This window comes from Mesorhizobium sp. P2_B11, from assembly GCF_056404855.1.
Genome location: NZ_JBFUDF010000006.1, coordinates 145701 through 166898, shown reverse-complemented (window position 1 = coordinate 166898; position 21198 = coordinate 145701). Strand labels below are relative to the sequence as shown.

General features: G+C 63.5%; 17 protein-coding genes. 11 read left to right on the top strand and 6 right to left on the bottom strand.

Annotated features, from left to right (window positions below):
- The first annotated feature begins 2 nt into the window (after positions 1-2).
- The 9 genes from AC1DYJ_RS20185 to lpxB all read left to right on the top strand — a co-directional run bounded on the left by AC1DYJ_RS20185 (position 3) and on the right by lpxB (position 9884).
- Positions 3-725 carry an isoprenyl transferase gene (locus AC1DYJ_RS20185; RefSeq protein WP_477284262.1) on the top strand — a complete coding sequence of 241 codons (723 nt, stop codon included), beginning with the start codon at positions 3-5 and terminating at the stop codon, positions 723-725.
- 11 nt (positions 726-736) lie between these two features.
- Entirely contained in the window at positions 737-1552 is an 816-nt protein-coding gene (locus AC1DYJ_RS20180) for a phosphatidate cytidylyltransferase (protein WP_477426214.1), read from the top strand.
- A gap of 103 nt (positions 1553-1655) precedes the next feature.
- A complete protein-coding gene (rseP, locus tag AC1DYJ_RS20175) occupies positions 1656-2798 on the top strand; it encodes an RIP metalloprotease RseP (RefSeq protein WP_477284258.1) in 1143 nt (380 codons plus the stop codon).
- Positions 2799-3015: 217 nt separating this feature from the next.
- On the top strand, positions 3016-5388 hold the full coding sequence (gene bamA / locus AC1DYJ_RS20170; protein WP_477426212.1) for an outer membrane protein assembly factor BamA: 2373 nt from the start codon (positions 3016-3018) through the stop codon (positions 5386-5388).
- A 77-nt stretch (positions 5389-5465) separates the two neighbouring features.
- Complete coding sequence (gene lpxD / locus AC1DYJ_RS20165; RefSeq protein ID WP_477284254.1) at positions 5466-6524, top strand: UDP-3-O-(3-hydroxymyristoyl)glucosamine N-acyltransferase; 1059 nt, start codon at positions 5466-5468, stop codon at positions 6522-6524.
- A 1-nt stretch (position 6525) separates the two neighbouring features.
- Positions 6526-6978, top strand: a complete 453-nt coding sequence (fabZ, locus tag AC1DYJ_RS20160) for a 3-hydroxyacyl-ACP dehydratase FabZ (RefSeq protein WP_477284252.1) — start codon at positions 6526-6528, stop codon at positions 6976-6978.
- Positions 6979-6993: 15 nt separating this feature from the next.
- Positions 6994-7827 (top strand): acyl-ACP--UDP-N-acetylglucosamine O-acyltransferase, encoded by an 834-nt coding sequence (gene lpxA / locus AC1DYJ_RS20155; protein WP_477284250.1) that lies wholly within the window; start codon positions 6994-6996, stop codon positions 7825-7827.
- Positions 7814-8716 (top strand): LpxI family protein, encoded by a 903-nt coding sequence (locus AC1DYJ_RS20150; protein WP_477284249.1) that lies wholly within the window; start codon positions 7814-7816, stop codon positions 8714-8716. Before lpxA ends, AC1DYJ_RS20150 begins: the two co-directional genes overlap by 14 nt.
- On the top strand, positions 8706-9884 hold the full coding sequence (gene lpxB, locus AC1DYJ_RS20145) for a lipid-A-disaccharide synthase (protein ID WP_477284247.1): 1179 nt from the start codon (positions 8706-8708) through the stop codon (positions 9882-9884). The genes AC1DYJ_RS20150 and lpxB overlap by 11 nt, the downstream gene beginning before the upstream one ends.
- Positions 9885-9939: 55 nt before the next feature.
- Here the strand turns inward: lpxB and gltA are convergent, their stop codons facing one another.
- Complete coding sequence (gene gltA, locus AC1DYJ_RS20140; RefSeq protein ID WP_477333835.1) at positions 9940-11271, bottom strand: citrate synthase; 1332 nt, start codon at positions 11269-11271, stop codon at positions 9940-9942.
- Between the two features lie 181 nt (positions 11272-11452).
- Complete coding sequence (gene gltX, locus AC1DYJ_RS20135; RefSeq protein WP_477284243.1) at positions 11453-12892, bottom strand: glutamate--tRNA ligase; 1440 nt, start codon at positions 12890-12892, stop codon at positions 11453-11455.
- A 97-nt stretch (positions 12893-12989) separates the two neighbouring features.
- Between gltX and AC1DYJ_RS20130 the strand changes: the two genes are divergently transcribed.
- Positions 12990-15443, top strand: a complete 2454-nt coding sequence (locus AC1DYJ_RS20130; protein ID WP_477284241.1) for a ComEC/Rec2 family competence protein — start codon at positions 12990-12992, stop codon at positions 15441-15443.
- On the opposite strand, the gene lexA is transcribed toward AC1DYJ_RS20130, so the two are convergent.
- Together lexA and AC1DYJ_RS20120 are read right to left on the bottom strand one after the other, a co-directional pair.
- Positions 15437-16198, bottom strand: a complete 762-nt coding sequence (lexA, locus tag AC1DYJ_RS20125; RefSeq protein WP_477284239.1) for a transcriptional repressor LexA — start codon at positions 16196-16198, stop codon at positions 15437-15439. The genes AC1DYJ_RS20130 and lexA overlap by 7 nt on opposite strands.
- 206 nt (positions 16199-16404) lie before the next feature.
- Complete coding sequence (locus tag AC1DYJ_RS20120) at positions 16405-17184, bottom strand: GntR family transcriptional regulator (protein ID WP_477284237.1); 780 nt, start codon at positions 17182-17184, stop codon at positions 16405-16407.
- Between the two features lie 167 nt (positions 17185-17351).
- On the opposite strand from AC1DYJ_RS20120, the gene kynU reads away from it, so the two are divergent.
- Positions 17352-18599, top strand: a complete 1248-nt coding sequence (gene kynU, locus AC1DYJ_RS20115; RefSeq protein ID WP_477284236.1) for a kynureninase — start codon at positions 17352-17354, stop codon at positions 18597-18599.
- A 66-nt stretch (positions 18600-18665) separates the two neighbouring features.
- On the opposite strand, the gene kynA is transcribed toward kynU, so the two are convergent.
- Both kynA and AC1DYJ_RS20105 read right to left on the bottom strand, forming a co-directional pair.
- Positions 18666-19502, bottom strand: coding sequence for a tryptophan 2,3-dioxygenase (gene kynA, locus AC1DYJ_RS20110; protein WP_477284235.1), 837 nt, complete (start codon positions 19500-19502; stop codon positions 18666-18668).
- Entirely contained in the window at positions 19499-21124 is a 1626-nt protein-coding gene (locus AC1DYJ_RS20105; RefSeq protein WP_477284234.1) for an AMP-binding protein, read from the bottom strand. The genes kynA and AC1DYJ_RS20105 overlap by 4 nt, the downstream gene beginning before the upstream one ends.
- Positions 21125-21198 lie beyond the last annotated feature (74 nt).

Below are 21198 nucleotides of genomic sequence, written 5' to 3'. Positions count from 1 at the left end.
CCATGGCAACGCCCGCGCATGTCGCGATCATCATGGATGGAAACGGACGCTGGGCCAAGGCGCGCGGCATGCCGCGGCTTGCCGGCCACCGCGCCGGCGTCGAAGCGCTGCGCAAGACGGTGCGCGCCGCGCCCGGTCTCGGCATTTCCTTCCTGACCGTCTACGCCTTTTCGTCGGAGAACTGGTCGCGTCCGAAATCCGAAGTCAGCGACCTGATGGGGCTGTTGAAGCTGTTCATCCGCCGCGATCTGGCCGAACTGCACCAGAGCGGCGTGCGCGTCAGGATCATCGGCGACAGGGCAGGGCTGCAGCCCGACATCAGGGGCCTGCTGGAAGAGGCCGAATCGCTGACCGCCCGCAATGAGGCGCTGACGCTGATCATCGCCTTCAACTATGGCGGGCGCGACGAGATCGTGCGCACCGCACGCAAGCTCGCAGCCGCCGTGGCGCGCGGTGAGATCGACGCAGAGGCGATCACCGCCGATAGTTTCGCCAACTCGCTTGACACCGCTGGCATTCCCGACCCGGAACTGGTCATCCGCACCAGCGGCGAGCTTCGGCTGTCAAACTTCCTTTTGTGGCAGGCAGCCTATAGCGAACTGGTCTTCCTGCCGTGCTACTGGCCCGATTTCAGCCGCGAGCACCTGGCCGACGCATTGCGCGACTATGCTGGTCGCGAGCGCCGCTTCGGCGGGCTTGCCGCCCAAGATGTCGCCGCCTCGTGACCGGCGGCGGGATGAACAATCTTCAGCTTCGCATCGTTTCGGCGCTGGTGCTGGCGGCGATGACGCTTGGCCTGACCTGGTTGGGCGGACTGTGGTTCCGCCTGCTCTGCGCCGGCATGGCGGCGGTCATCTTCTATGAATGGGCGCGCATGTCGCGCCCCGCGGCCGGTGCGGCCCTGGGATTCGTTCCGGAAGCGTTGCTTGTGGTTTTCGTCGGCGCCCTGATCGCCGGCGTGCCGGCGTCGTGGCTGCTGTCTCTTGTCCTGGCGATGGTGGTCGTCGCGGCGGTGGGCGCACGCATGCGCGGAGCTGCGCAATGGGATGCAGCCGGTCTTGCCTACGCGGCGCTGTCCGGCCTTTCGCTGGCGCTGCTGCGCGACGGCGACCGCTCCGGCCTGGTTGCGATCCTGTTTCTGTTCGCCGTGGTCTGGGCGACCGACATCTTTGCCTATTTCGTCGGCCGCGCCATCGGCGGTCCCAAGCTCGCACCATCGATATCACCCGGCAAGACGCAGAGCGGCGCGCTTGGCGGAGCGATAGGCGGCGTGGTCGCCGGCGTGCTTCTGGCCGCCGCCGCCGGGGCTGGCAACCTTGGCGTGCTTGCTCTGGTCGCGTTGGTGTTGTCGATCGTTGCCCAGGCTGGGGACCTTTTCGAATCCTGGGTCAAGCGCCGCCACGGCCGCAAGGATTCCAGCGCATTGATACCAGGGCACGGTGGCGTCATGGACAGGGTCGACGGGCTTGTCGCGGCGGCTTTCGCCCTATACGTCATCGGCTGGATTTCGGCGGGCGCCGATCATCCGGCGCAGGGGCTGTTTCCGGCTTGAGTGGTATTTAACGGCGAAGAAATGGCGCACGCCACGGATTCGCCTGGATTGATGTCACAGTCGCGGCGTCACCTTTTGCTGCGGGTGCATTTGAGGGCATGACTTGAACGAGATTCTTCACGCGTTTTTCAGCACCGAAGGCTTTGTCCTCGGCACGCTGGTGCCGTTTCTGTTCGTGCTGACCGTGGTCGTCTTCGTTCACGAAATGGGACATTACCTGGTCGGCCGCTGGTGCGGCATTGGCGTGAAGGCCTTTTCGATCGGCTTCGGTCCCGAGCTTCTCGGCTTCAACGACAGCCACGGCACGCGCTGGAAGCTCTGCGCAATACCGCTCGGCGGCTATGTCAAATTCGTCGGCGACATGAGCGCCACGTCGAGCCAGCCCGGCACGGAAGAGCTGGACAAGCTGACCGAAGCGGAACGCAAGGTCGCCTTCCACACCCAGCCGATCTGGAAACGCGCGGCCACGGTGGTCGCCGGACCGTTGTTCAACTTCCTGCTGACCATCGCCGTCTTTGCCGTGCTGTTTTCGGCCTATGGTCGCCCGGTGTTGGAGCCGATGGTGGCTGCAGTCACTGCCGGCAGCCCGGCTGAGAAGGCCGGCATCTTGCCCGGCGACCGATTCGTCGCCGTCGACGGCAGCAAGGTCGAGACCTTTGCCGACGTTCAGCGTCTGGTTTCGGGCCGCGGCGGCGATGCCATCGTCTTCACCATGCTGCGTGATGGCCAGGAAGTTACCGTCACCGCGACGCCGGAGCCGATGGAGCAGCTGGACGCACTTGGCAACAAGGCCAAGGTGGCGGTGATCGGCGTCGTCAACAACACCGAGGTCGGTCAGCCCAGGCTGATCACCTACACCCCTATCGGCGCGGTAGGCGCGGCGGTTGAGGAGACGGGGCACGTCATTCAGCGCACCGGCCAGTTCCTGCAGCGATTCGTCATCGGCCGCGAAGACAAATGCCAGCTGGGCGGCCCCATCAAGATCGCCAAGATGTCGGGGCAGGCGGCAAAACTGGGCTTCCTATGGCTGGTGCAACTCGTTGCAGGACTGTCGGTCGGGATCGGAATTTTGAACCTTTTGCCGATTCCCCCCCTCGACGGCGGCCATCTCCTGTTCTACGCACTCGAAGCCGTCTTCCGGCGTCCGGTGTCGGAACGGATGATGGAAATGGGGTACCGGGCCGGCCTCTTTCTGGTGCTGGGATTTATGGGCTTCGTTTTCTGGAACGATCTGTTTGGGTGCTGAAATCATGAAGAAATTCGGCTTCGGCACCGGCAATGTTGAGACGCCGTTTACCATGCACTGGGGTATGAGTGACGCGAAAGCCACGCACCAAGGTTAAGTAATTACAAATTAACCAGAAGCCTTGCGTGTAGGGAAAATCCGGTTAATACGGTAGGGGAAATTACCGCACGTCCGGTTTTCTCGCCGTGGGGACTTCGAGAAAAGGTACAAAAGCCCGATGAAGGCAGCATCCAAGTTTTTGAGCGCCGCGTCCGCGGTGGCCATGTCCGCCGCTCTGGTTGTACCAGGCGCGCTCGCCGTGCAGTTCGTTGCCACATCTGCGGCACAAGCGGCCGTCGTTTCGAGAGTCGAGGTCAGCGGAAACCAGCGTGTCGACGCCGACACCATCCGCAATTACATCACGATCAAGCCCGGCAAGGCGTTTTCCAGCGCCGATGTCGACGATGCGGTCAAGGCGCTGTTCGGCACCGGTTTGTTCTCGGACGTCCAGATCAACCAGGTCGGCTCGACGCTGGTGGTCAAGGTCGCTGAATATCAGGTGGTGAACCAGGTTCTGTTCCAGGGCAACAAGAAGCTCAAGGACAATGCGCTGGCAATGGCGGTGCAGTTGAAGCCGCGCGGCACCTTCTCGCAGGCAACACTGGATTCCGATGTCGAGGCGGTGAAGGCGGCTTACAGGCGCATCGGCCGTGACGATGCCGCTGTCACGACGCAGATCATGGATCTCGGCGACAACCGCGTGAACGTCGTCTTCAACATCAATGAAGGCGGCCGCACCAAGATCGCCGCGGTCAATTTCGTTGGCAACAGCGCCTATTCGAGCCGTCGCCTGTCCGACGTCATTGCCACCAAGCGCTCGAGCTTCCTGTCCTTTGTGCTGCGCGACGACGTCTATGACGAGGACAAGCTGCGCGCCGACCAGGAGACGCTGCGTCGCTTCTACTACAATCATGGCTATGCCGACTTCCAGGTGGTCTCCGCTGTCGGCGAGCTCGACGACACGACCAACCAGTACACGGTCACCATTACCGTGCAGGAAGGCGACCGCTATACGTTCGGCGACGTCAGCGTCGAGAGCACCATTCCGGAAGTCGACTCGAAGTCGCTGGAATCGGTGGTCCAGACCCACAAGGGCGACGTCTACAACGCCAAGGATGTCGAGGACACGATCATCGCGCTGACCGAGAAGGTCGCGGGTTCGGGCTATGCCTTCGCCCAGGTGACGCCGCGCGGCGACCGCAACTTCGAGAACCACACCATTTCGGTCGTCTATACGATCGACCAGGGCACCAAGGCCTATATCGAACGCATCGAAATCCGCGGCAACGATCGCACGCGCGACTATGTCATTCGCCGCGAGTTCGACGTCAGCGAAGGCGACGCCTTCAACCAGGTCCTCATCCAACGCGCGAAGAAGCGGCTGGAAGCGCTGGATTATTTTGAGAAAGTCGACATCTCGACTGTTCCGGGCTCCGAGCCTGACCAGGTCGTGCTGGTGGTTGACGTGGTCGAGAAGTCGACCGGCGAATTCTCGGTCGGCGCCGGCTACTCGACCGGTGGCGAGACCGCAGGTCCGTCCGTCGAAGGATCGATCGCGGAGCGCAACTTCCTCGGTCGCGGCCAATACATCAAGGTCTCGGCTGGCGGCGGCAAGAATTCTCGCGACTACAGCCTCTCCTTCACCGAGCCCTATTTCCTCGGGCGCCGTATCGCAGCTGGCTTCGACATCTTCCAGCAGACCCGGAATTACAGCAAATACGATAGCGAGACGCTGGGCGCGACCGTTCGGTTCGGCCTGCCGATCACCGACAACATCTCGACCCAGCTGGCGTACAATATCGCCCAGGAGAAGTACAAACTCGACTCCGGTTGCGATGACACGCCTCACGATGGCGTTCCCGACGCCGACTGCAATATATCTCCGGCGATCGTCGAGGGAATTGACGAAAGCCCGTGGATCAAGTCGTCGGTCAGCCTCGGTTTGGTCTACAACACCATCGACGACATGAAGAGCCCGCATGAAGGCATCTACGCCACCTCGACTGTGGAAGTGGCCGGCCTTGGTGGCGATGCCAAATTCGTCAAGGTTACCAGTCGTGGCACTGTCTACCAGACCTTGTCCGAACAGTTGGATCTGGTCGGCCTGATCTCAGGCGGCGCCGGCCATATCGCGGGCTATGGCGATAACGGCCTGCGCATCTTCGATCAGTTCCAGAGCAACGACCGCATGATCCGCGGTTTCGAGTATGGCGGCATCGGCCCTGCGGACATCAATACGGGTGACCATCTGGGCGGCACCACCTATTTCAATGCGTCGGCTGAAGCCCAGTTCCCGGTGCCGGTCATTCCGGAAAGCTTCGGCCTGCGTGGCGCAGTGTTTGCAGATGCCGCCACACTGTATGGCAGCAAGATTAACACCACCGGTGTCACCCAAACCTCAACCGATCTGAAGCTGCGCGCCTCGGTTGGTGTAGGCTTGTTGTGGTCGTCGCCTTTCGGCCCGATCCGCATCGATTACGCGATCCCGGTCAAGAAAGAGTCGACCGACGACGTGCAGGAATTCAACTTCGGCATGTCGAGCCGCTTCTGACGTTCGGATAACGATGCTTCCGGGCCGTTGGGGTCCGGAAGAGAACTGATCCGACCTAGCTGGATATTGCTTCTGGAATGACCGATCCGGTGTTCTTCGCGCCCTCACGCCGGTATACGGCTGGCGAAGTCGCGAATCTGACCGGCGCGTCGCTTGTCGATTCCGATCTTGCTCACATATCGATCGACGCGTTGGCGCCAGCCAATGAAGGCGGCGAAGGCGCGCTCGTCTTTGTCGACGGCAAGCGCAATTTCGCGCTGATGCAGTCGCTGAAGGCGGCGGCCGTGCTTTGTCCCACCGAATTCGCCGCCAAGGCGCCGGCCGGCATTGCGGTTCTGGTCCACCCTCGACCGCAACAGGCTTTCGCCATGGTCGGCCGGCTGCTGTTTCCGACGGCGGCGACTCCGGGACCGATGACCAGCGAAACCGGGGTTTCGCCGCAGGCTCATGTCGATGCAACGGCGCATGTCGAGGCTGGTGCCATCGTCGAGGCAGGAGCGGTCATCGGCCCACGCGCTTCCATCGGCAGCGGTACGGTCATTGCCCCCCATGCCGTTATCGGTCCTTCGTGCCAGATCGGCCGCGACGGCTATATCGGCCCAAGCGTGAGCGTCCAGTATGCGCTGATCGGCAACCGCGTCATCATCCATGGCGGCGCCCGCATCGGCCAGGACGGGTTCGGTTTCGTCGGTGGTGCCAAGGGGCCTGAGCGTGTGCCGCAGATCGGCCGTGTCATCATCCAGGACGATGTGGAAATCGGCTCGAACACGACAGTCGATCGCGGCGCCATGTCGGATACGGTCATCGGCCAGGGCACCAAGATCGACAATCTGGTGCAGATCGCCCATAACGTTCGCATCGGCCGCAATTGCATTATAGCCGGACTTTCGGGTATCTCCGGCTCCGTCGTCGTCGGCGATGGTGTCACGATGGGCGGCGGCGTTGGCCTTGCCGATCATTTGACCATAGGATCGGGGGCCAAGCTTGCGGCGAGAAGCGGGTTCATGAGCAACGTGCCGGCGGGCGAGATCTGGGGAGGCTATCCGGCGCAGCCGATGGCGGAAGCCATGCGCGAGATCGCCATGTTGCGCAAGCTCGCCAGGACGCGCAAGCAGGGCGAAGGGGGAAGTAGCTGAGATGGTGCCGGCGACGCTCGAAGCGGTCGATATATTGGGGTTGATGAAGCTTTTGCCGCATCGCTATCCCTTCCTGATGATCGATCGCATCGTCGAGATCGATGGCAACGACTCGGCCATCGGCATCAAGAACGTCACCATCAATGAGCCGCATTTCCAGGGTCATTTCCCGGACCAGCCGGTGATGCCGGGCGTGCTGATCGTCGAGGCCATGGCACAGACGGCCGGCGCGATCTGCATCCGCAACCTGAACACGGAAAGGCCGTCGCTGGTCTATTTTCTGACCATCGACAACGCGAAATTCCGCAAACCGGTCGTCCCGGGCGACCAGTTGAAGATCCACGTCAAGAAAATCAAGATGCGCGGTAACCTGCTCAAATTCGCCTGCGAGGCCATGGTGGACGGCGCAAAGGCCGCCGAAGCCGAGATCTCGGCAATGATGGTTACCGGCTGACGGTTCGACATGCTCATGAAAATACAGACTGCAATCCATCCCTCGGCCGTTATCGAGGCCGGTGCCCAAATCGGCGAAGGCGCCTCTATCGGACCTTTCTGCTTTGTCGGCGCTGACGCCGTGATCGGTGACCGCGTCGAACTGGTCAGCCATGTCTCGGTGCTGGGTGCGACCACCATCGGCGCCGGGACCAAGGTCTATCCGATGGCGACACTGGGCGGGCCGCCCCAAAACACCAAGCACAAGGGTGGCCGCACCACATTGGTTATCGGCCAGAACTGCACGATCCGCGAAGGCGTGACCATGCATCTCGGCACCGATTCCAGCCGCGGCGAGACGACCGTCGGCGACAATGGCAATTTCCTGGCCTATGCCCATATCGCCCACGACTGCGTCGTCGGCAAAAACGCCACCTTCGCCAATGGCGCGACGCTCGGCGGACACTGCGAGATCGGTGACAACGTCTATATTGGCGGCCTCAGTGCCGTTCATCAGTTCGTGCGTGTTGGCGACAACGCCTTTCTCGGCGGTTGCTCGGCTTTTGTCGGCGATGTCATCCCCTACGCCATTGCCGTTGGCAACCGTGCCAGCCTGCGCGGCCTCAACATCATCGGCCTGAAGCGCTCCGGCCTGCCGCGCGCCGAAATCCAGGTGCTGCGCAAGGCTTACAAGACGATCTTCGACCGCTCCCGCACCGTCGGCGAAAACATCGAATTCGCCAAGGCCGAGTTCGCCTCGTCGCCGACCGCCATGAAAATCATCGATTTCATCGCCAGTCGCGGCAAGCGGCATTTTGCCGTCCCGTCGCTTAAAGGTGGCGCCGGCGATGATGCCGATGACGAAGACTGAGGCCGGCTCAACGGGCCTCGATCTCGCGCCGGACGCCAGGGTCGGCATCATTGCCGGCGGCGGCAGCCTGCCGGTCGAAGTTGCCGCCGGCCTGGCGGAGGCAGGGCATCCGCCCGTCATCATCCTGGTCGAAGGTCAGGCCGACCGTCAGTCCGAACTCACCGTCTATGAGCATGAAAGCCTCGGCCTGGAAGATATCGGCTCGCTGGTTGCGTTGCTGAGGCGGCGGCGGATCACCCATCTTGTGCTTGCTGGCGAGATCAGGCGCAGGCCGCGGCTGGTCGACATGCGCCCAAGCTTGGGCCTGCTGGCGCTGATACCCTCGCTTGCCATGGCGCTTGCGCGTGGCGACGACGGCCTGCTGAAGATATTGACCCGCGGCCTGGAAGCCCGCGGCGTCAAGGTTGTCGGTGCGCACGAGGTCGTGCCCCGGCTTGTCGCGGCCGAAGGGCCGCTGACCAAGGCAGTGCCGCGAAAGTCTGACTGGCGCGATATCGAAGCAGCACATGCGGCGGCAAAAGCCATCGGCGCGCTCGACATCGGTCAGGCGGCTATCGCCATCGGTGGCCGCGCTATTGCCCTGGAAGGCGTCGAGGGCACCCACGGACTGCTCGAGCGGACACAGCAGCTGCGCGGCCATGGCAGGCTCGCCGGCAAGACGCGCGGCGTCCTGGTCAAATGCGCCAAGCCCGGCCAGGAACTGCGCGCCGATCTGCCGTCCATCGGTCCGCAGACGGTCGAGGCAGCACACGCCGCCGGGCTTGCCGGCATTGCGGTCGAGGCCGGCCATTCGCTGATCCTCGAAGGTCCCGTCGTTCTCGCGCGCGCCAATGCGCTTGGGCTGTTCGTGTATGGCCTGCCGGCCGTGGAGCCTGGCCATGCCAGCTGAGAAGCCGTTGAAGATTGCCATCGTCGCCGGCGAAGAGTCCGGCGACTTGTTGGGCGCCGACATCGTGCAGTCGCTGAAGCGCATGACGGGGCGCGATATCAGGCTGGTCGGCATTGGCGGGCGGCATCTGCAGGCGCTCGGGCTGGTGCCGCTGTTTGACGGGACCGAGATCGCGCTGATGGGGCTCAGCGCCATTCTGCGCGACCTGCCGCGCCTGATGCGGCGCATCAGCCAGACCGCTGGTGCGGTCTCCGCTGAGAAACCCGATTGTCTCATCACCATCGACAGTCCGGACTTTTCGCTGCGCGTGGCCAAAAAGGTCCGCGCCGCTGATCCTTCCATCCCGATCGTCCACTATGTCTGCCCGAGTGTCTGGGCATGGCGGCCGGGCAGGGCAGTGGCGATGAAGCCCTATGTCGATCACATACTGTGCATCCTGCCTTTCGAGGTGAAGGAACTGAGCCGCCTCGGCGGTCCGCCCGGCACCTATGTCGGACACCGCCTCACGCATGATCCGGGTGTGCTCGGCGCGGCACGGGCGCAAGGCCAGCCGCGCGATCTCTCAGGGGACCGCGTCAAGACACTGCTTGTCCTGCCCGGATCGCGGCGCGGCGAGGTAAGCCGGCTTATCGATCCCTTCGGCCAGACGATCTCGGCGCTGCGCGCGCGCGGACACCGCTTGCGCCTGCTGTTGCCCACGGTGCCGCATGTCGCCGACCTAGTCAAAACATCGGTCGCGCGCTGGGATGAAACGCCTGAGATCATCCTCGATGCCGAGCGCAAATGGCAGGCCTTCGGCAAGGCCGATGCAGCGCTGATTGCTTCGGGAACGGTATCGCTCGAACTGGCGCTGTCCGCGGTGCCGATGATCTCCTGCTACCGGCTCGATCCGGTGATGCGCATGGTTCAGGGGCTGGTCACGGTATGGAGCGCCGCCTTGCCCAATCTGATCGCCGACCAGGCGATCGTGCCGGAGCACTACAACCAGTATGTGCGGCCACGCTATCTGGCGCGGCAGCTCGAGGCTTTGTTCTCGGACACCGCCTACCGAACCTGGCAAAAGGACGGTTTTGCCGAGGTTGCCAGGCGCATGGCGACCGACAGGCCCTCCGGCGATATCGCGGCGGATGTCGTTCTCCGTCACATCAAGCTTCGTCATTCCAACTAAAAAGCGCCCTTGCGGGCGCTTTTTGCAGTCCTGGTGAAAGCTGGAGAAGCGCCGATCAGCGCTTGGCAATCGGCACGTAATCGCGTTCCGGCGCGCCGGTATAGAGCTGGCGCGGGCGGCCGATCTTCTGGTGCGGATCCTCGATCATCTCTTTCCACTGCGCGATCCAGCCGACGGTGCGGGCGACCGCAAACAGCACGGTGAACATGGTGGTGGGGAAGCCCAGCGCCTTCAGCGTGATGCCGGAATAGAAGTCGACGTTCGGATAGAGCTTCTTCTCGATGAAGTAGGAATCGGTCAGCGCGATCTTTTCCAGCTCCATGGCGATGTCGAGCAGCGGATCGTCCTTGATGCCAAGTTCGCCCAGCACTTCATGCGCCGTCTTCTGCATGATTTTCGCACGCGGGTCGTAGTTCTTGTAGACGCGGTGGCCAAAGCCCATCAGCCGGAACGGATCGTTCTTGTCCTTGGCGCGGGCGATGAATTCCGGGATGTGATCGACATGGCCGATCTCGCCCAGCATGTTGAGCGCGGCCTCGTTGGCGCCGCCATGCGCCGGGCCCCACAGGCAGGCGATGCCTGCGGCGATGCAGGCGAACGGGTTGGCGCCCGACGAGCCGGCGAGGCGCACGGTCGAGGTCGAGGCGTTCTGCTCGTGGTCGGCATGCAGGATGAAGATGCGCTCCATGGCGCGCGCCAGCACCGGGTTGATCTTGTATTCCTCGCACGGCACCGCAAAGCACATATGCAGGAAATTGGCGGCGAAGTTCAGCTCGTTCTTCGGGTAAATGAAGGGTTGGCCGATATGGTATTTGTAGGCCATGGCCGCGATCGTCGGCATCTTGGCGATCAGCCGCATCGAGGCGACCATGCGCTGATACGGGTCCGATATGTCGGTGGAGTCGTGATAGAAGGCCGACAGCGCACCGACCACGCCGCACATCACAGCCATTGGATGCGCGTCGCGGCGGAAGCCGGTGAAGAAACGCGACATCTGCTCGTGCACCATGGTGTGGCGCGTCACCCGGTAGTCGAAATCGTCCTTCTGCGCCTTGGTCGGCAGTTCGCCGTAGAGCAAGAGGTAGCAGACTTCGAGGAAGTCGCCATGTTCGGCCAACTGGTCGATCGGGTAGCCGCGATGCAGCAGGATGCCGGCATCGCCGTCGATGAAGGTGATCGCCGACTCGCAGCTCGCTGTCGAGGTGAAGCCGGGGTCGTAGGTGAAGGCGCCGGTGGTGCTGTAGAGCGCGCCGATGTCGATGACGTCAGGCCCGACCGAGCCGCTTCGCACCTTGAATTCGTGCGTCTTGCCGGCCAGTTCGAGCGTGGCAGTCGACGGGTGCGTCGTCTTGCTGCCGGGTTCCAGTTTTGTCGCAGCTTCGCTCATTCTCAAACTCCTTCATGTTCCTCATGCCGGCAAGGCAATTCCTGCAAACGACACGTCGAAATCACCGGAATGCGCGAACTCGCCACCGCATTTTGGGAGGTGCGTGCCAGATTGGGCCAGGGCCTAATGTTGCACTGCGAAACGCGCCTTTCAATGCCAATCTTCTTGGGCCAGTTCGCTCCTAATCGATTTGATCCGCAATCCGCGCCAGGCTTTCCTCGCGGCCAAGCACGGCAAGCACGTCGAACACGCCGGGCGAGGTGCTGCGGCCGGTAAGGGCTGCCCTCAGCGGCTGGGCCACGGCGCCAAGCTTGTGGCCGCCGGCCGTCGCGAACTCGCGCACCGCGGCTTCCGCCGCTGCGGCCGTCCACTCGCCGGAAACCGTCTGCAACGCCGCATGCGCGCCGCGCAGGATCGTGCGGGCGTCGGCGTTGAGCAGGGCTGCCGCCTTCTCGTCGATCGGCAGCGGCCGCTCGACGAACAGGAAGCCGGCGCCGTCGGCGAGTTCCACCAGTGTCTTGGCGCGCTCCTTCAGGCCAGGCAGCGCCGCCAGCAGCTGCGCCTTCCTGGTGTCGTCGAGGCGGGCGGCGAGCGCCGGGCCGCCTTCGAGATAGGGAAGAGTGGCGACGAAGATGTCGAGCAGCTGGACGTCGTCCATCTTGCGCATATGCACGCCGTTCAGCGCATCGAGCTTGGCGAAGTCGAAGCGCGCCGCGCCCTTGTTGACGTCGCCAATGTCGAACCAGGTGATCATGTCCTTGATCGACATCACCTCGTCGTCGCCATGGCTCCAGCCGAGGCGCGCCAGATAGTTGAGCAGCGCCTCGGGCAGATAGCCCATGGCGCGGTAGGCCTCGACGCCGAGCGCGCCATGCCGCTTCGACAATTTGGCGCCGTCGGCGCCATGGATCAGCGGGATGTGCGACATGGACGGCACCTCCCAGCCCATGGCGTTGTAGATCACCGTCTGGCGCGCGGCATTGGTCAGGTGGTCGTCGCCGCGAATGATGTGGGTGACACCCATATCGTGGTCGTCGACGACGACGGCATGCATGTAGGTCGGCACACCGTCCGAACGCAGGATGATGAAATCGTCGAGATCCTTGTTGGGGAAGCGCACCTCGCCCTGCACGCGGTCATGCACCACGGTCTCGCCCTCGGCCGGCGCCTTGATGCGGATGGCGCCCTTGACGCCGGCAGGCGCCTCGGAGGGCGCGCGGTCGCGCCACGCGCCATTGTAGCGCGGCGGCAGACTTTTCGCGCGCGCAGCTTCGCGCATGGCCTCGAGCTCGGCCGGCGTCTCATAGGCGTAATAGGCCTTGCCCAGGCGTACCAGCTCCTCCGCCACCTCGCGGTGGCGCGGCGCGCGCTCGAACTGCGAGACGGCCCCGCCGTCCCAGGACAGGCCGAGCCAGGTCAACCCATCGAGAATGGCCTGGGTTGCCGCTTCGGTGGAACGCTCGCGATCGGTGTCCTCGATGCGCAACAGCATCGTGCCGTCGGTGTGCTTGGCGTACAGCCAGTTGAACAGCGCGGTGCGCGCGCCACCGATATGCAGGTAGCCGGTGGGCGAGGGGGCAAAACGGGTGACCACCCTGTTGGACGTGGCAAGTTTGGACATGGCAATTCTCGGGGCAATGCATGAGATGGCGGCGCGGACTTTCGCGCTTTGCGCGTTCATGTAGCATAGGGGGTCTGGGGCGCAAGGGGCAGACCCGATGGCTGAACGAGGCCGGGGCGCAAAGGAGGGCGAGGGCGCGGAGGCAAGCGTCAGCGAACGGTCGTTGTTTGCCGACGTTCCCTATGCCGAGCCGATGCCGGTTGCGCTGCCCGAACTGCGCCCGGGCTACCTGCCTGCATCGCCCGATGACGTCGCGCCGGCACCGGTTGCTGTGCCCGGATTTGCCATCCGCCTGCGCAGGCTGCTGCGCCATTCGACATGGCCCGCTATCCGCCGCAGTGTAGCCGTCGCCGCCGGCACGGAACTCGACCGCGGCGTCGCCTTCCTGCTGGTGCCGGTTTTCCTGGCGGCCGGCGTCATTGTCTATTTCTCGCTGGCCAGCGAGCCGGGCTTTGCCCAACCAATCGCCATCGTGCTGCTCATGGCAGGTTGCGCTGCCGTCACCCGGTCGCGGCCGAGGACGCATCTGTGTTTTATGGCTGCCATGCTGTGCGCGCTTGGCGTCGTCGCCGCCAAGGTCGAGACATGGCGCGCCGGCACGCAGATGCTGGGCTCCGAGATTCAAACACGGCTAACCGGGCGCGTCGTCAGTCTCGAGGAAATGGAAAACGGCCGCGTCAGGCTGACACTCGACGTGATTTCCACCGCTTACCCCAAGCTGCGCTACGCGCCGGAACGGGTCAGGCTCTCGGCACGCACCGTTCCCGCCGATATGACGGCAGGCTCCCTGGTCACCGGCTATGCCAGGCTGTTGCCGCCGACCGGTCCGGTACGGCCGGAGAGCTACGACTTCTCCTTCGACAGTTATTTCACCGGCATCGGCGCCAGCGGCTTCTTTCTCGGCAATCCCAAAACCATCGCCGCCCAGGGACCGCCGCCGCTGACCGCGCGGCTCTCTTCGGCCATTGAGAACGCCCGGGAAAACATTGCCGACCATATCAGGGGCCAAATCGGTGGCGCCGAAGGCGAGATTGCAGCAGCGCTGATTGTCGGCGTGCGCGCTGGTATTCCGGACGAAATCAACGAGGCGATGCGGCGCACCGGCATCTACCACATCATCTCCATTTCCGGCCTGCATATGGCGCTGGTCGCCGGCACCATCATGGGATTGCTGCGTGGCGCCTTTGCGCTCTTTCCCGATTTCTCCTCGCGCCGGCCGGTCAAGAAATATGCGGCCGGCGCTGCGCTTGTCTCCATCGCCGCCTATCTCGTCATTTCAGGCATCGTGGTCGCCGCCGAGCGCAGCTTCATCATGCTGGCGGTCATGCTGGTTGCGGTGCTGTTCGATCGTGCGGCGCTTACCATGCGCAATCTGGCGATCTCGGCCATCGCCGTCATCCTGGTGTCGCCGCATGAGGTCGTCGGCCCGAGTTTTCAGATGTCGTTTGCCGCCACCGCCGCCCTCGTCGGCGCCTATGCCGGCTGGGCCGACTACCGCGCCGACAGAGTGAGAACGCCCCCTGCGAGGCGCTCTTTCGTCAGCTTCCTGTCGCGAAAATTCTTGGCTGGCATGGGCGGGCTCGCCATGACCTCGATCATTGCCGGCAGCGCGACCTTGCTGTTTGCCATCTGGCATTTTCAGCGCGTGTCGCCGCTCAGCCTGCTCGCCAATCTGGCCGTGATGCCAATTGTCTCTGTCGTCATGCTCTTGGCGGTGATCAGCGCATTGCTGATGCCTTTTGGCTTTGACTGGCCGTCCCTCTATCTGATGGGCAAGGGCCTGACGGCGATGATCGCCATCTCTGGCTGGATCTCCGAACGCTCCCCGGTCGATGCCGTCGGGCTGATCTCCATTCAGTCGGTCCTGCTGGTGACGGTCGCCCTTGTCATTGCCACCATGGCCACGACCTGGCTCAGGCTGGCGGCCGTGCCTTTCGCGCTGGCCGGCCTGCTGACCGTGCCGCAGGTGCGCACGCCTGACGTGCTCATTTCGGAAGACGCACATCTGGTTGCTGTGCCGATCGGCGGCGGCGAGCTTGCCCTCAACCGGGAGCGCGCAAACGAATTCACCACCGACAATTGGAAACGGGCGCTGCGGGCCGAAACCATCATTCAGCCGGAGACCTTCGAGACTGGAGATACGCGGTTCGACCTCGATCCGCTCGACCTGCCGCCCGGCTCACCCTTCTACTGCACAGGCGATCTCTGCATTGCCCGGCACCCGTCCGGCGCCATTGTCGCGCTTGCGAAGGATCGCAAAACAGCCCGACCGGCCTGCGCTTTCGCGAGCCTGATCGTCATCGACGACGCCACCGCCTACAATCCTTGTCGCGACCCGCTGGTGCTAGTCGTGACCAAGAAGCAGCTTGCCCGTGACGGAAGTGCCGCCGTCTTCTTCGACCAGCAATCGGCCGCGACAGCGCCAGCCATACGTTTCGCCGTCGACAAGCCCTATCGTCCCTGGCACGAGCAACGCCGCTTCTCACGCGAAGCACGCGGCCTGCCGCCCTACAAGGAGCGCGAAAAGTACAAACCCAAGCCGGCTCAGTAGCGCCGGATCAGCCCGACCAGCTTGCCCTGCACCTTGACCCGGTCCGGCCCGAAGATGCGGGTTTCATAGGCCGGGTTGGCGGCTTCCAGCGCGATGGAGGCGCCCTTGCGGCGGAAGCGCTTCAGCGTCGCTTCCTCTTCGTCGACCAGCGCCACCACGATCTCGCCGGGGCTCGCCGTATCGGCATTGCGGATGATGACCGTGTCGCCGTCGAAAATGCCGGCCTCGATCATCGAGTCGCCCTTGACCTCAAGCGCGTAATGTTCGCCGCCCATGATCATGTCCGGCGGCACCGAGATCGAATGCGTCTGGTGCTGGATGGCGTCGATCGGCACACCGGCGGCGATGCGGCCCATCACCGGGATCGACACAGCCGAAACCGCGTCGTCATTGCCGGCCGACATCGAACGCGACGACGAGGCCGGCTTGATCTGGCGGCCGAGACCGCTTTGCCCCACACCGCCTTGTCCGCCTTGACCGAGACTGCCCTGGATGACGCTCGGCGAAAACTTCTTCGCCGCATTGAGGCCGGGAGCGATCGAGTCGGGCAATCGCAGCACTTCCAGCGCACGCGCCCGGTTCGGCAGCCGGCGAATGAAACCCCGCTCCTCCAGCGCCGTGATCAGGCGGTGAATGCCGGACTTGGAGGCAAGGTCGAGCGCCTCCTTCATCTCGTCGAAAGACGGCGGGATTCCGCTCTCCTTCAGGCGTTCATGGATGAACATCAGGAGTTCATGTTGTTTGCGCGTCAGCATCGCGGCCCCCACGGGTTCTGAAACCAGAATCAGAAAAAACAAACCCAGAACAAACACTATCTGTTCCAGTTGTGTTCCGCAACTGTTTAAAGTTTAATGAATGCGTTGACGTTTTGTTCAGCCTAACGTTCCGCGCCGCGATCGGCGCCCGCGCTTCGTTTGCCGGCAACGGGGTGAAATGCCGGCGGCCCGCGCCATCGGGCCATTCATGCCTTGCCGGACCGCTGCCGCTTTTTCGGGCGGGGCTGCACTGCCTCCGTCGCTGCGCCCGGTTCACTCTGGGCATAGACCTGCAGCGTGTAGCCGATGTGAACGCTCATCAGTTTTTTTGCGCGCTCGGCGTCGCGATCAAGGGCTGCTTCCATCAGGGCGGTGTGGTGTTCGATCGCCACGGCGTCGCGCAGCGCCGCCATGGCCTTCTGGTGGCCGTGCTGGCGGCCGGCGGCCGCGCGCAGCGTCGGGGCCAGGCTAAGAAAGCGGTGGTGGCGATGCAGTTGATCGGAGATCGTCGCGTTGAAACGCAGCAGCCAGCTCGATGTCGCGGCACTGAGCAGCGCCGCGTGGAAGGCATCATGTTTTTCGTACCACGCATCGACGGCCTCATCCGAGGGATCATCGAGCACGGACCCACAGCGTGAGAGGCGGTAGTGCGTGGCAACGACCGCGTCTTCCCACTGACGGTCGCCCTTTTCGATCGATTCAACCAGCAAGGGCAGTTCGACCACCAGCCGCGCACGCGACAGATCCTCGAGCTCGGCGCGAGAGACGGGAGCAACCGCAAACCCACGGTTGCTGATGGCGGTCACAAGCCGTTCGGCTTCCAGCCGCGACAGCGCCTCGCGAAGCGGCGTCCAGCCGATGCCGTAGGTTCCGCGCAACGTGCTCAGCTTCAAGGGTGCTGCAGGCGCCAGCCGGGTCGCAAGAATATCGCGCCTCAGCAGCCGATAGGCCGCTTCCGTCTTCGAGGACTGCTCGTCATCCAACATCGTGACCCATCAGTCAGATTGCTCGGATGGTGATTATATATCAAAGCCTTTCATTGGGTAGATTATATATAATGTTTGACAGCTCCAGGAGGACCGCTCAAGATCGCCGGCATGTTTGGGCGGCCAGGCTCCGCCGAATGCGTTTGTCCATGGAGGGGCGCCGGATCATGAGCATGACACCCGATCTCGCTGCAATCGAAGCGATGGATGCCGCCGATCCGCTGCGTTCCATGCGTGAACGCTTTGTCTTGCCGCAAGGCGTGATCTATCTCGACGGCAATTCGCTGGGCGCCGCGTCACCAGCCGTCTTCAGCGAACTGCAGCAGGCCGCCACGCAGGAATGGGCGCAGGATCTCATTCGCGCCTGGAACACCGCCGGCTGGTTCAACATGCCGGTGGAACTCGGCGATCAGCTCGGACGACTGATCGGCGCGGCTAGCGGGCAGACGGTGGTCTGCGACACGACCTCGATCAACATCTACAAGCTGCTGCACGCGGCACTCGGCATGCGGCCGGATCGCTCGGTCATCGTTGCCGAAGGCGACAGTTTCCCGACCGACCTCTATATGGCCGAAGGCGTCGCCTCGACCCGGCCGGGAACGCGGCTGCGGCTGGAGGGCGTCGACGCTGCCGCAATCGAGGATCTGATCGACGACAGCGTTGCCGTCATCCTGGTCAACCACGTCAACTACAAATCCGGCCAGTTGCGCGACATGGCGGCGCTGACGCGCAAGGCACATGAGGCCGGCGCGCTGATCATCTGGGATCTCTGCCACACCGCCGGCGCCTTGCCGGTCGAACTCGACCGCGCCAATGCCGATTTCGCCGTTGGCTGCACCTACAAATACCTCAATGGCGGCCCCGGCTCGCCGGCCTTCATCTACGCGGCCGAACGCCACCATGGCGATGTTCATCAGCCACTCAGCGGCTGGTGGGGCCATGCGCGGCCCTTTGCCTTCGAGCAGGGCTTTGCGGTCGGCAGCGGCATCCGCCGCTTCCTGTGCGGAACGCAGCCGGTGCTGTCGATGCGGGCGCTGAAAGGGGCGCTCGATATCTGGAACGACGTCGACATGGCGGCGGTGCGCAAAAAGAGCATCGCGCTGACCGACCTGTTCATCCAGCTCGTCGAAGCCAGATGCGGCGCTTACGGGCTTGAACTGGAAAGTCCTCGTGACGGCAGCCAGCGCGGTAGCCAGGTGTCATTCCTCCACCCGCACGGCTATCAGGTGATGCGCGCGCTGATCGAGCGCGGTGTGATCGGCGATTTTCGGGCGCCGTCGACCATCCGTTTCGGCTTCACGCCGCTCTATGTCGGCTATGGCGATGTCTGGCAGGGGGTCGACGTGCTGGAGGATATTCTGCGCACCGGCGCCTGGCAGGACGCCCGCTTTGCGGTCAAGACCGCGGTTACCTGAAATCGGCGCAAGTCCAGGAAAAGTGCGTAGCGCTTTTCCCTCGGGAATTGCGCGGAAACAAAGAGCTCAGAGCCGGGTGCGAACCGTCCACAGCTCCGGAAACAGCACGACCTCCAGCATCTTTTTCAGGTAGGAAGCGCCTGAGGTGCCGCCGGTGCCGCGCTTCAAGCCGATGATGCGTTCGACCGTGGTGACGTGGTTGAAGCGCCAGCGGCGGAAGTAATCCTCGAAGTCGACCAGTTTTTCCGCCAGTTCGTAGAGCATCCAGTAGCGCTGCGGGTCGCGGTAGACGGTTTGCCAGGCAACCAGCACCTCTTCGTTCTCGACGCGCGTCTCACGCCAGTCCGTACGCTTGGCGTCAGCACCGATGTCGAAGCCGTTGCGCGCCAAAAGCAGCAGCGCCTCGTCATAGAGCGACGGCGTGGCCAGGATCGCTTCCAGACGGTCCACAAGATCAGGCTGGTGCTTGTGCGGGCCGAGCATGGCGAGGTTGCGGTTGCCGGCCATGAACTCGATGGCGCGGTACTGCCAGGACTGGAAGCCCGAGGATTGGCCGAGCGCGTCGCGAAACTCGGTGTACTCGCTGGGCGTCATCGTGCGCAGCACGTCCCAGGCATTGTTGAGCTGCTCGAAGATGCGCGCGACGCGCGAGAGCATCTTGAAGCTTGGTTCGAGGCGATCTTCGCGGATCGAACGGATCGCGGCGCCGATCTCGTGCAAGGCGAGCTTCATCCACAATTCCGATGTCTGATGCTGGATGATGAACAGCATCTCGTCATGGGCCGAAGACAGCGGCGCCTGCGCGTCGAGCACCTTCTCCAGGTGCAGATAGTCGCTGTAGGACATCCGCTCCTTGAACGACATCTGCGCGCCATCGGAGGCCGGATCGTAGGGCTGGCTCAATTGCTCTTCTCCGCCCGCAACCGGAAGCGCTGGATTTTACCGGTCTGGGTTTTGGGCAATGCGTCGATGAACTTCACCGAACGCGGATATTTGTAGGGCGCGATCGTCGCCTTGACGTGGTCCTGCAGGCGTTTGACGGTCAATGCGTCGGGCGTGACGCCTTGCACCAGAACGATATGCGCCTCGACGATCTGGCCGCGCTCGCTGTCCTCGGCGCCGGTCACCGCGCATTCGGCGACGTCGGGGTGCGAAAGCAACGCTGCTTCGACCTCGGGACCGGCAATGTTGTAGCCGGCGCTGACGATCATGTCGTCGGAGCGCGCGGCGAAGTGGAAGAAACCGTCCTCGTCCTGCGTGAAGGTGTCGCCGGTGAGGTTCCAGCCGTCACGGACGTATTCCTTCTGCCTGGCGTCGGCCATGTAACGGCAGCCGGTCGGGCCGCGCACCGCCAGCCGGCCTGTCGAGCCGCGCGGCAGCTCCCGCATCTCGTCATCGACGATGCGTGCCTCGTAACCGCTGACGGCTTTGCCGGTGGAGGCCGGCTTCATGTCGCCGAAGCGGTTGGAGATGAAGATATGCAGCATCTCGGTGGCGCCTATGCCATCGAGGATCGGCTTGCCGGTCTTCTGCGTCCATTCCTCGAAGACAGGCGCCGGCAGCGTCTCGCCGGCCGAAACCGCGACGCGCAGCGAGGACAGGTCGGCACCTTCATCCATCGCCTTGAGCATGGCCCGGTAGGCGGTGGGAGCAGTGAAGGAAATGGTCGCCCGGTAGGTCTCGATGATGTGGATCATGTTGGGCGGCGTCGCCTGTTCCAGCAGCGTCGCCGCGGCGCCAAAGCGCAGCGGGAAGATGGCGAGCCCGCCAAGGCCGAAGGTAAAGGCAAGCGGCGGCGAGCCGACGAAAATATCGTCCGGCGTCACCTCGAGGATTTCGCGGGCGTAGGCGTCGGCGATGATCAGCAGGTCGCGGTGGAAATGCATCGTCGCCTTCGGCACTCCGGTGGTGCCGGAGGTGAAGCCGAGCAGGGCGACGTCGTCGCGGCCGGTGTTGACGGCGGTGAAGGTGACCGGCTTGTCGAGGGCGGCGCGGTCGAGCTCGGCATCATGGTTGGCAGTGCCGTCGAAGCCGATGACCTGCTTGAGATACGCACTGTCCTTGGCGCAGGCGGTCATCTCGTCCATCAGCCTTGTATCGCAAAGCGCGATTGTGATTTCCGCCTTGTCGACGATCTTGGTCAGTTCGCCGGCACGCAACATCGGCATGGTGTTGACGACCACCGCGCCCACCTTGGTCGCGGCCAGCCAGCAGGCGACCATGGCCGGGTTGTTGGCCGAGCGGACCAGCACCCGGTTGCCCGGCTTGACGCCATAATTCTCGACCAGCGCATGGGCGAGCCTGTTGGTCCAGTCGGACAGTTCCTTGTAGGTGCGGCGGCGGCCATTGCCGATCAGCGCGGTGTGGTCGCCAAAGCCCTTTTCGACCAGCCTGTCGGTCAGTTCGACGCCGGCATTTATGTGGTCGGGATAGTCGAAGCCGTCGAGCAGGAACTCCGGCCACTGGTCCGCCGGCGGCAGGTTATCGCGCGTGAACGTGTCGATATGCGCTGATGGCCCAAGCATTTTTCGGCTGCCCCTGTCTGCCTCACGCCCATGGCTGAACGATCACAGGATCGCACCAGTCGAAATTTGTTTCA

What these genes read in the sequence shown, in the direction of transcription:
- AC1DYJ_RS20185 (WP_477284262.1), top strand. Translation starts at nt 3, where the DNA reads ATGGCAACGCCCGCGCATGTCGCGATCATCATGGATGGAAACGGACGC.
- AC1DYJ_RS20180 (WP_477426214.1), top strand. Translation starts at nt 737, where the DNA reads ATGAACAATCTTCAGCTTCGCATCGTTTCGGCGCTGGTGCTGGCGGCG.
- bamA (WP_477426212.1), top strand. Translation starts at nt 3,016, where the DNA reads ATGAAGGCAGCATCCAAGTTTTTGAGCGCCGCGTCCGCGGTGGCCATG.
- lpxD (WP_477284254.1), top strand. Translation starts at nt 5,466, where the DNA reads ATGACCGATCCGGTGTTCTTCGCGCCCTCACGCCGGTATACGGCTGGC.
- fabZ (WP_477284252.1), top strand. Translation starts at nt 6,526, where the DNA reads ATGGTGCCGGCGACGCTCGAAGCGGTCGATATATTGGGGTTGATGAAG.
- lpxA (WP_477284250.1), top strand. Translation starts at nt 6,994, where the DNA reads ATGAAAATACAGACTGCAATCCATCCCTCGGCCGTTATCGAGGCCGGT.
- AC1DYJ_RS20150 (WP_477284249.1), top strand. Translation starts at nt 7,814, where the DNA reads ATGACGAAGACTGAGGCCGGCTCAACGGGCCTCGATCTCGCGCCGGAC.
- lpxB (WP_477284247.1), top strand. Translation starts at nt 8,706, where the DNA reads ATGCCAGCTGAGAAGCCGTTGAAGATTGCCATCGTCGCCGGCGAAGAG.
- gltA (WP_477333835.1), bottom strand. Translation starts at nt 11,271, where the DNA reads ATGAGCGAAGCTGCGACAAAACTGGAACCCGGCAGCAAGACGACGCAC.
- gltX (WP_477284243.1), bottom strand. Translation starts at nt 12,892, where the DNA reads ATGTCCAAACTTGCCACGTCCAACAGGGTGGTCACCCGTTTTGCCCCC.
- AC1DYJ_RS20130 (WP_477284241.1), top strand. Translation starts at nt 12,990, where the DNA reads ATGGCTGAACGAGGCCGGGGCGCAAAGGAGGGCGAGGGCGCGGAGGCA.
- lexA (WP_477284239.1), bottom strand. Translation starts at nt 16,198, where the DNA reads ATGCTGACGCGCAAACAACATGAACTCCTGATGTTCATCCATGAACGC.
- AC1DYJ_RS20120 (WP_477284237.1), bottom strand. Translation starts at nt 17,184, where the DNA reads ATGTTGGATGACGAGCAGTCCTCGAAGACGGAAGCGGCCTATCGGCTG.
- kynU (WP_477284236.1), top strand. Translation starts at nt 17,352, where the DNA reads ATGAGCATGACACCCGATCTCGCTGCAATCGAAGCGATGGATGCCGCC.
- AC1DYJ_RS20105 (WP_477284234.1), bottom strand. Translation starts at nt 21,124, where the DNA reads ATGCTTGGGCCATCAGCGCATATCGACACGTTCACGCGCGATAACCTG.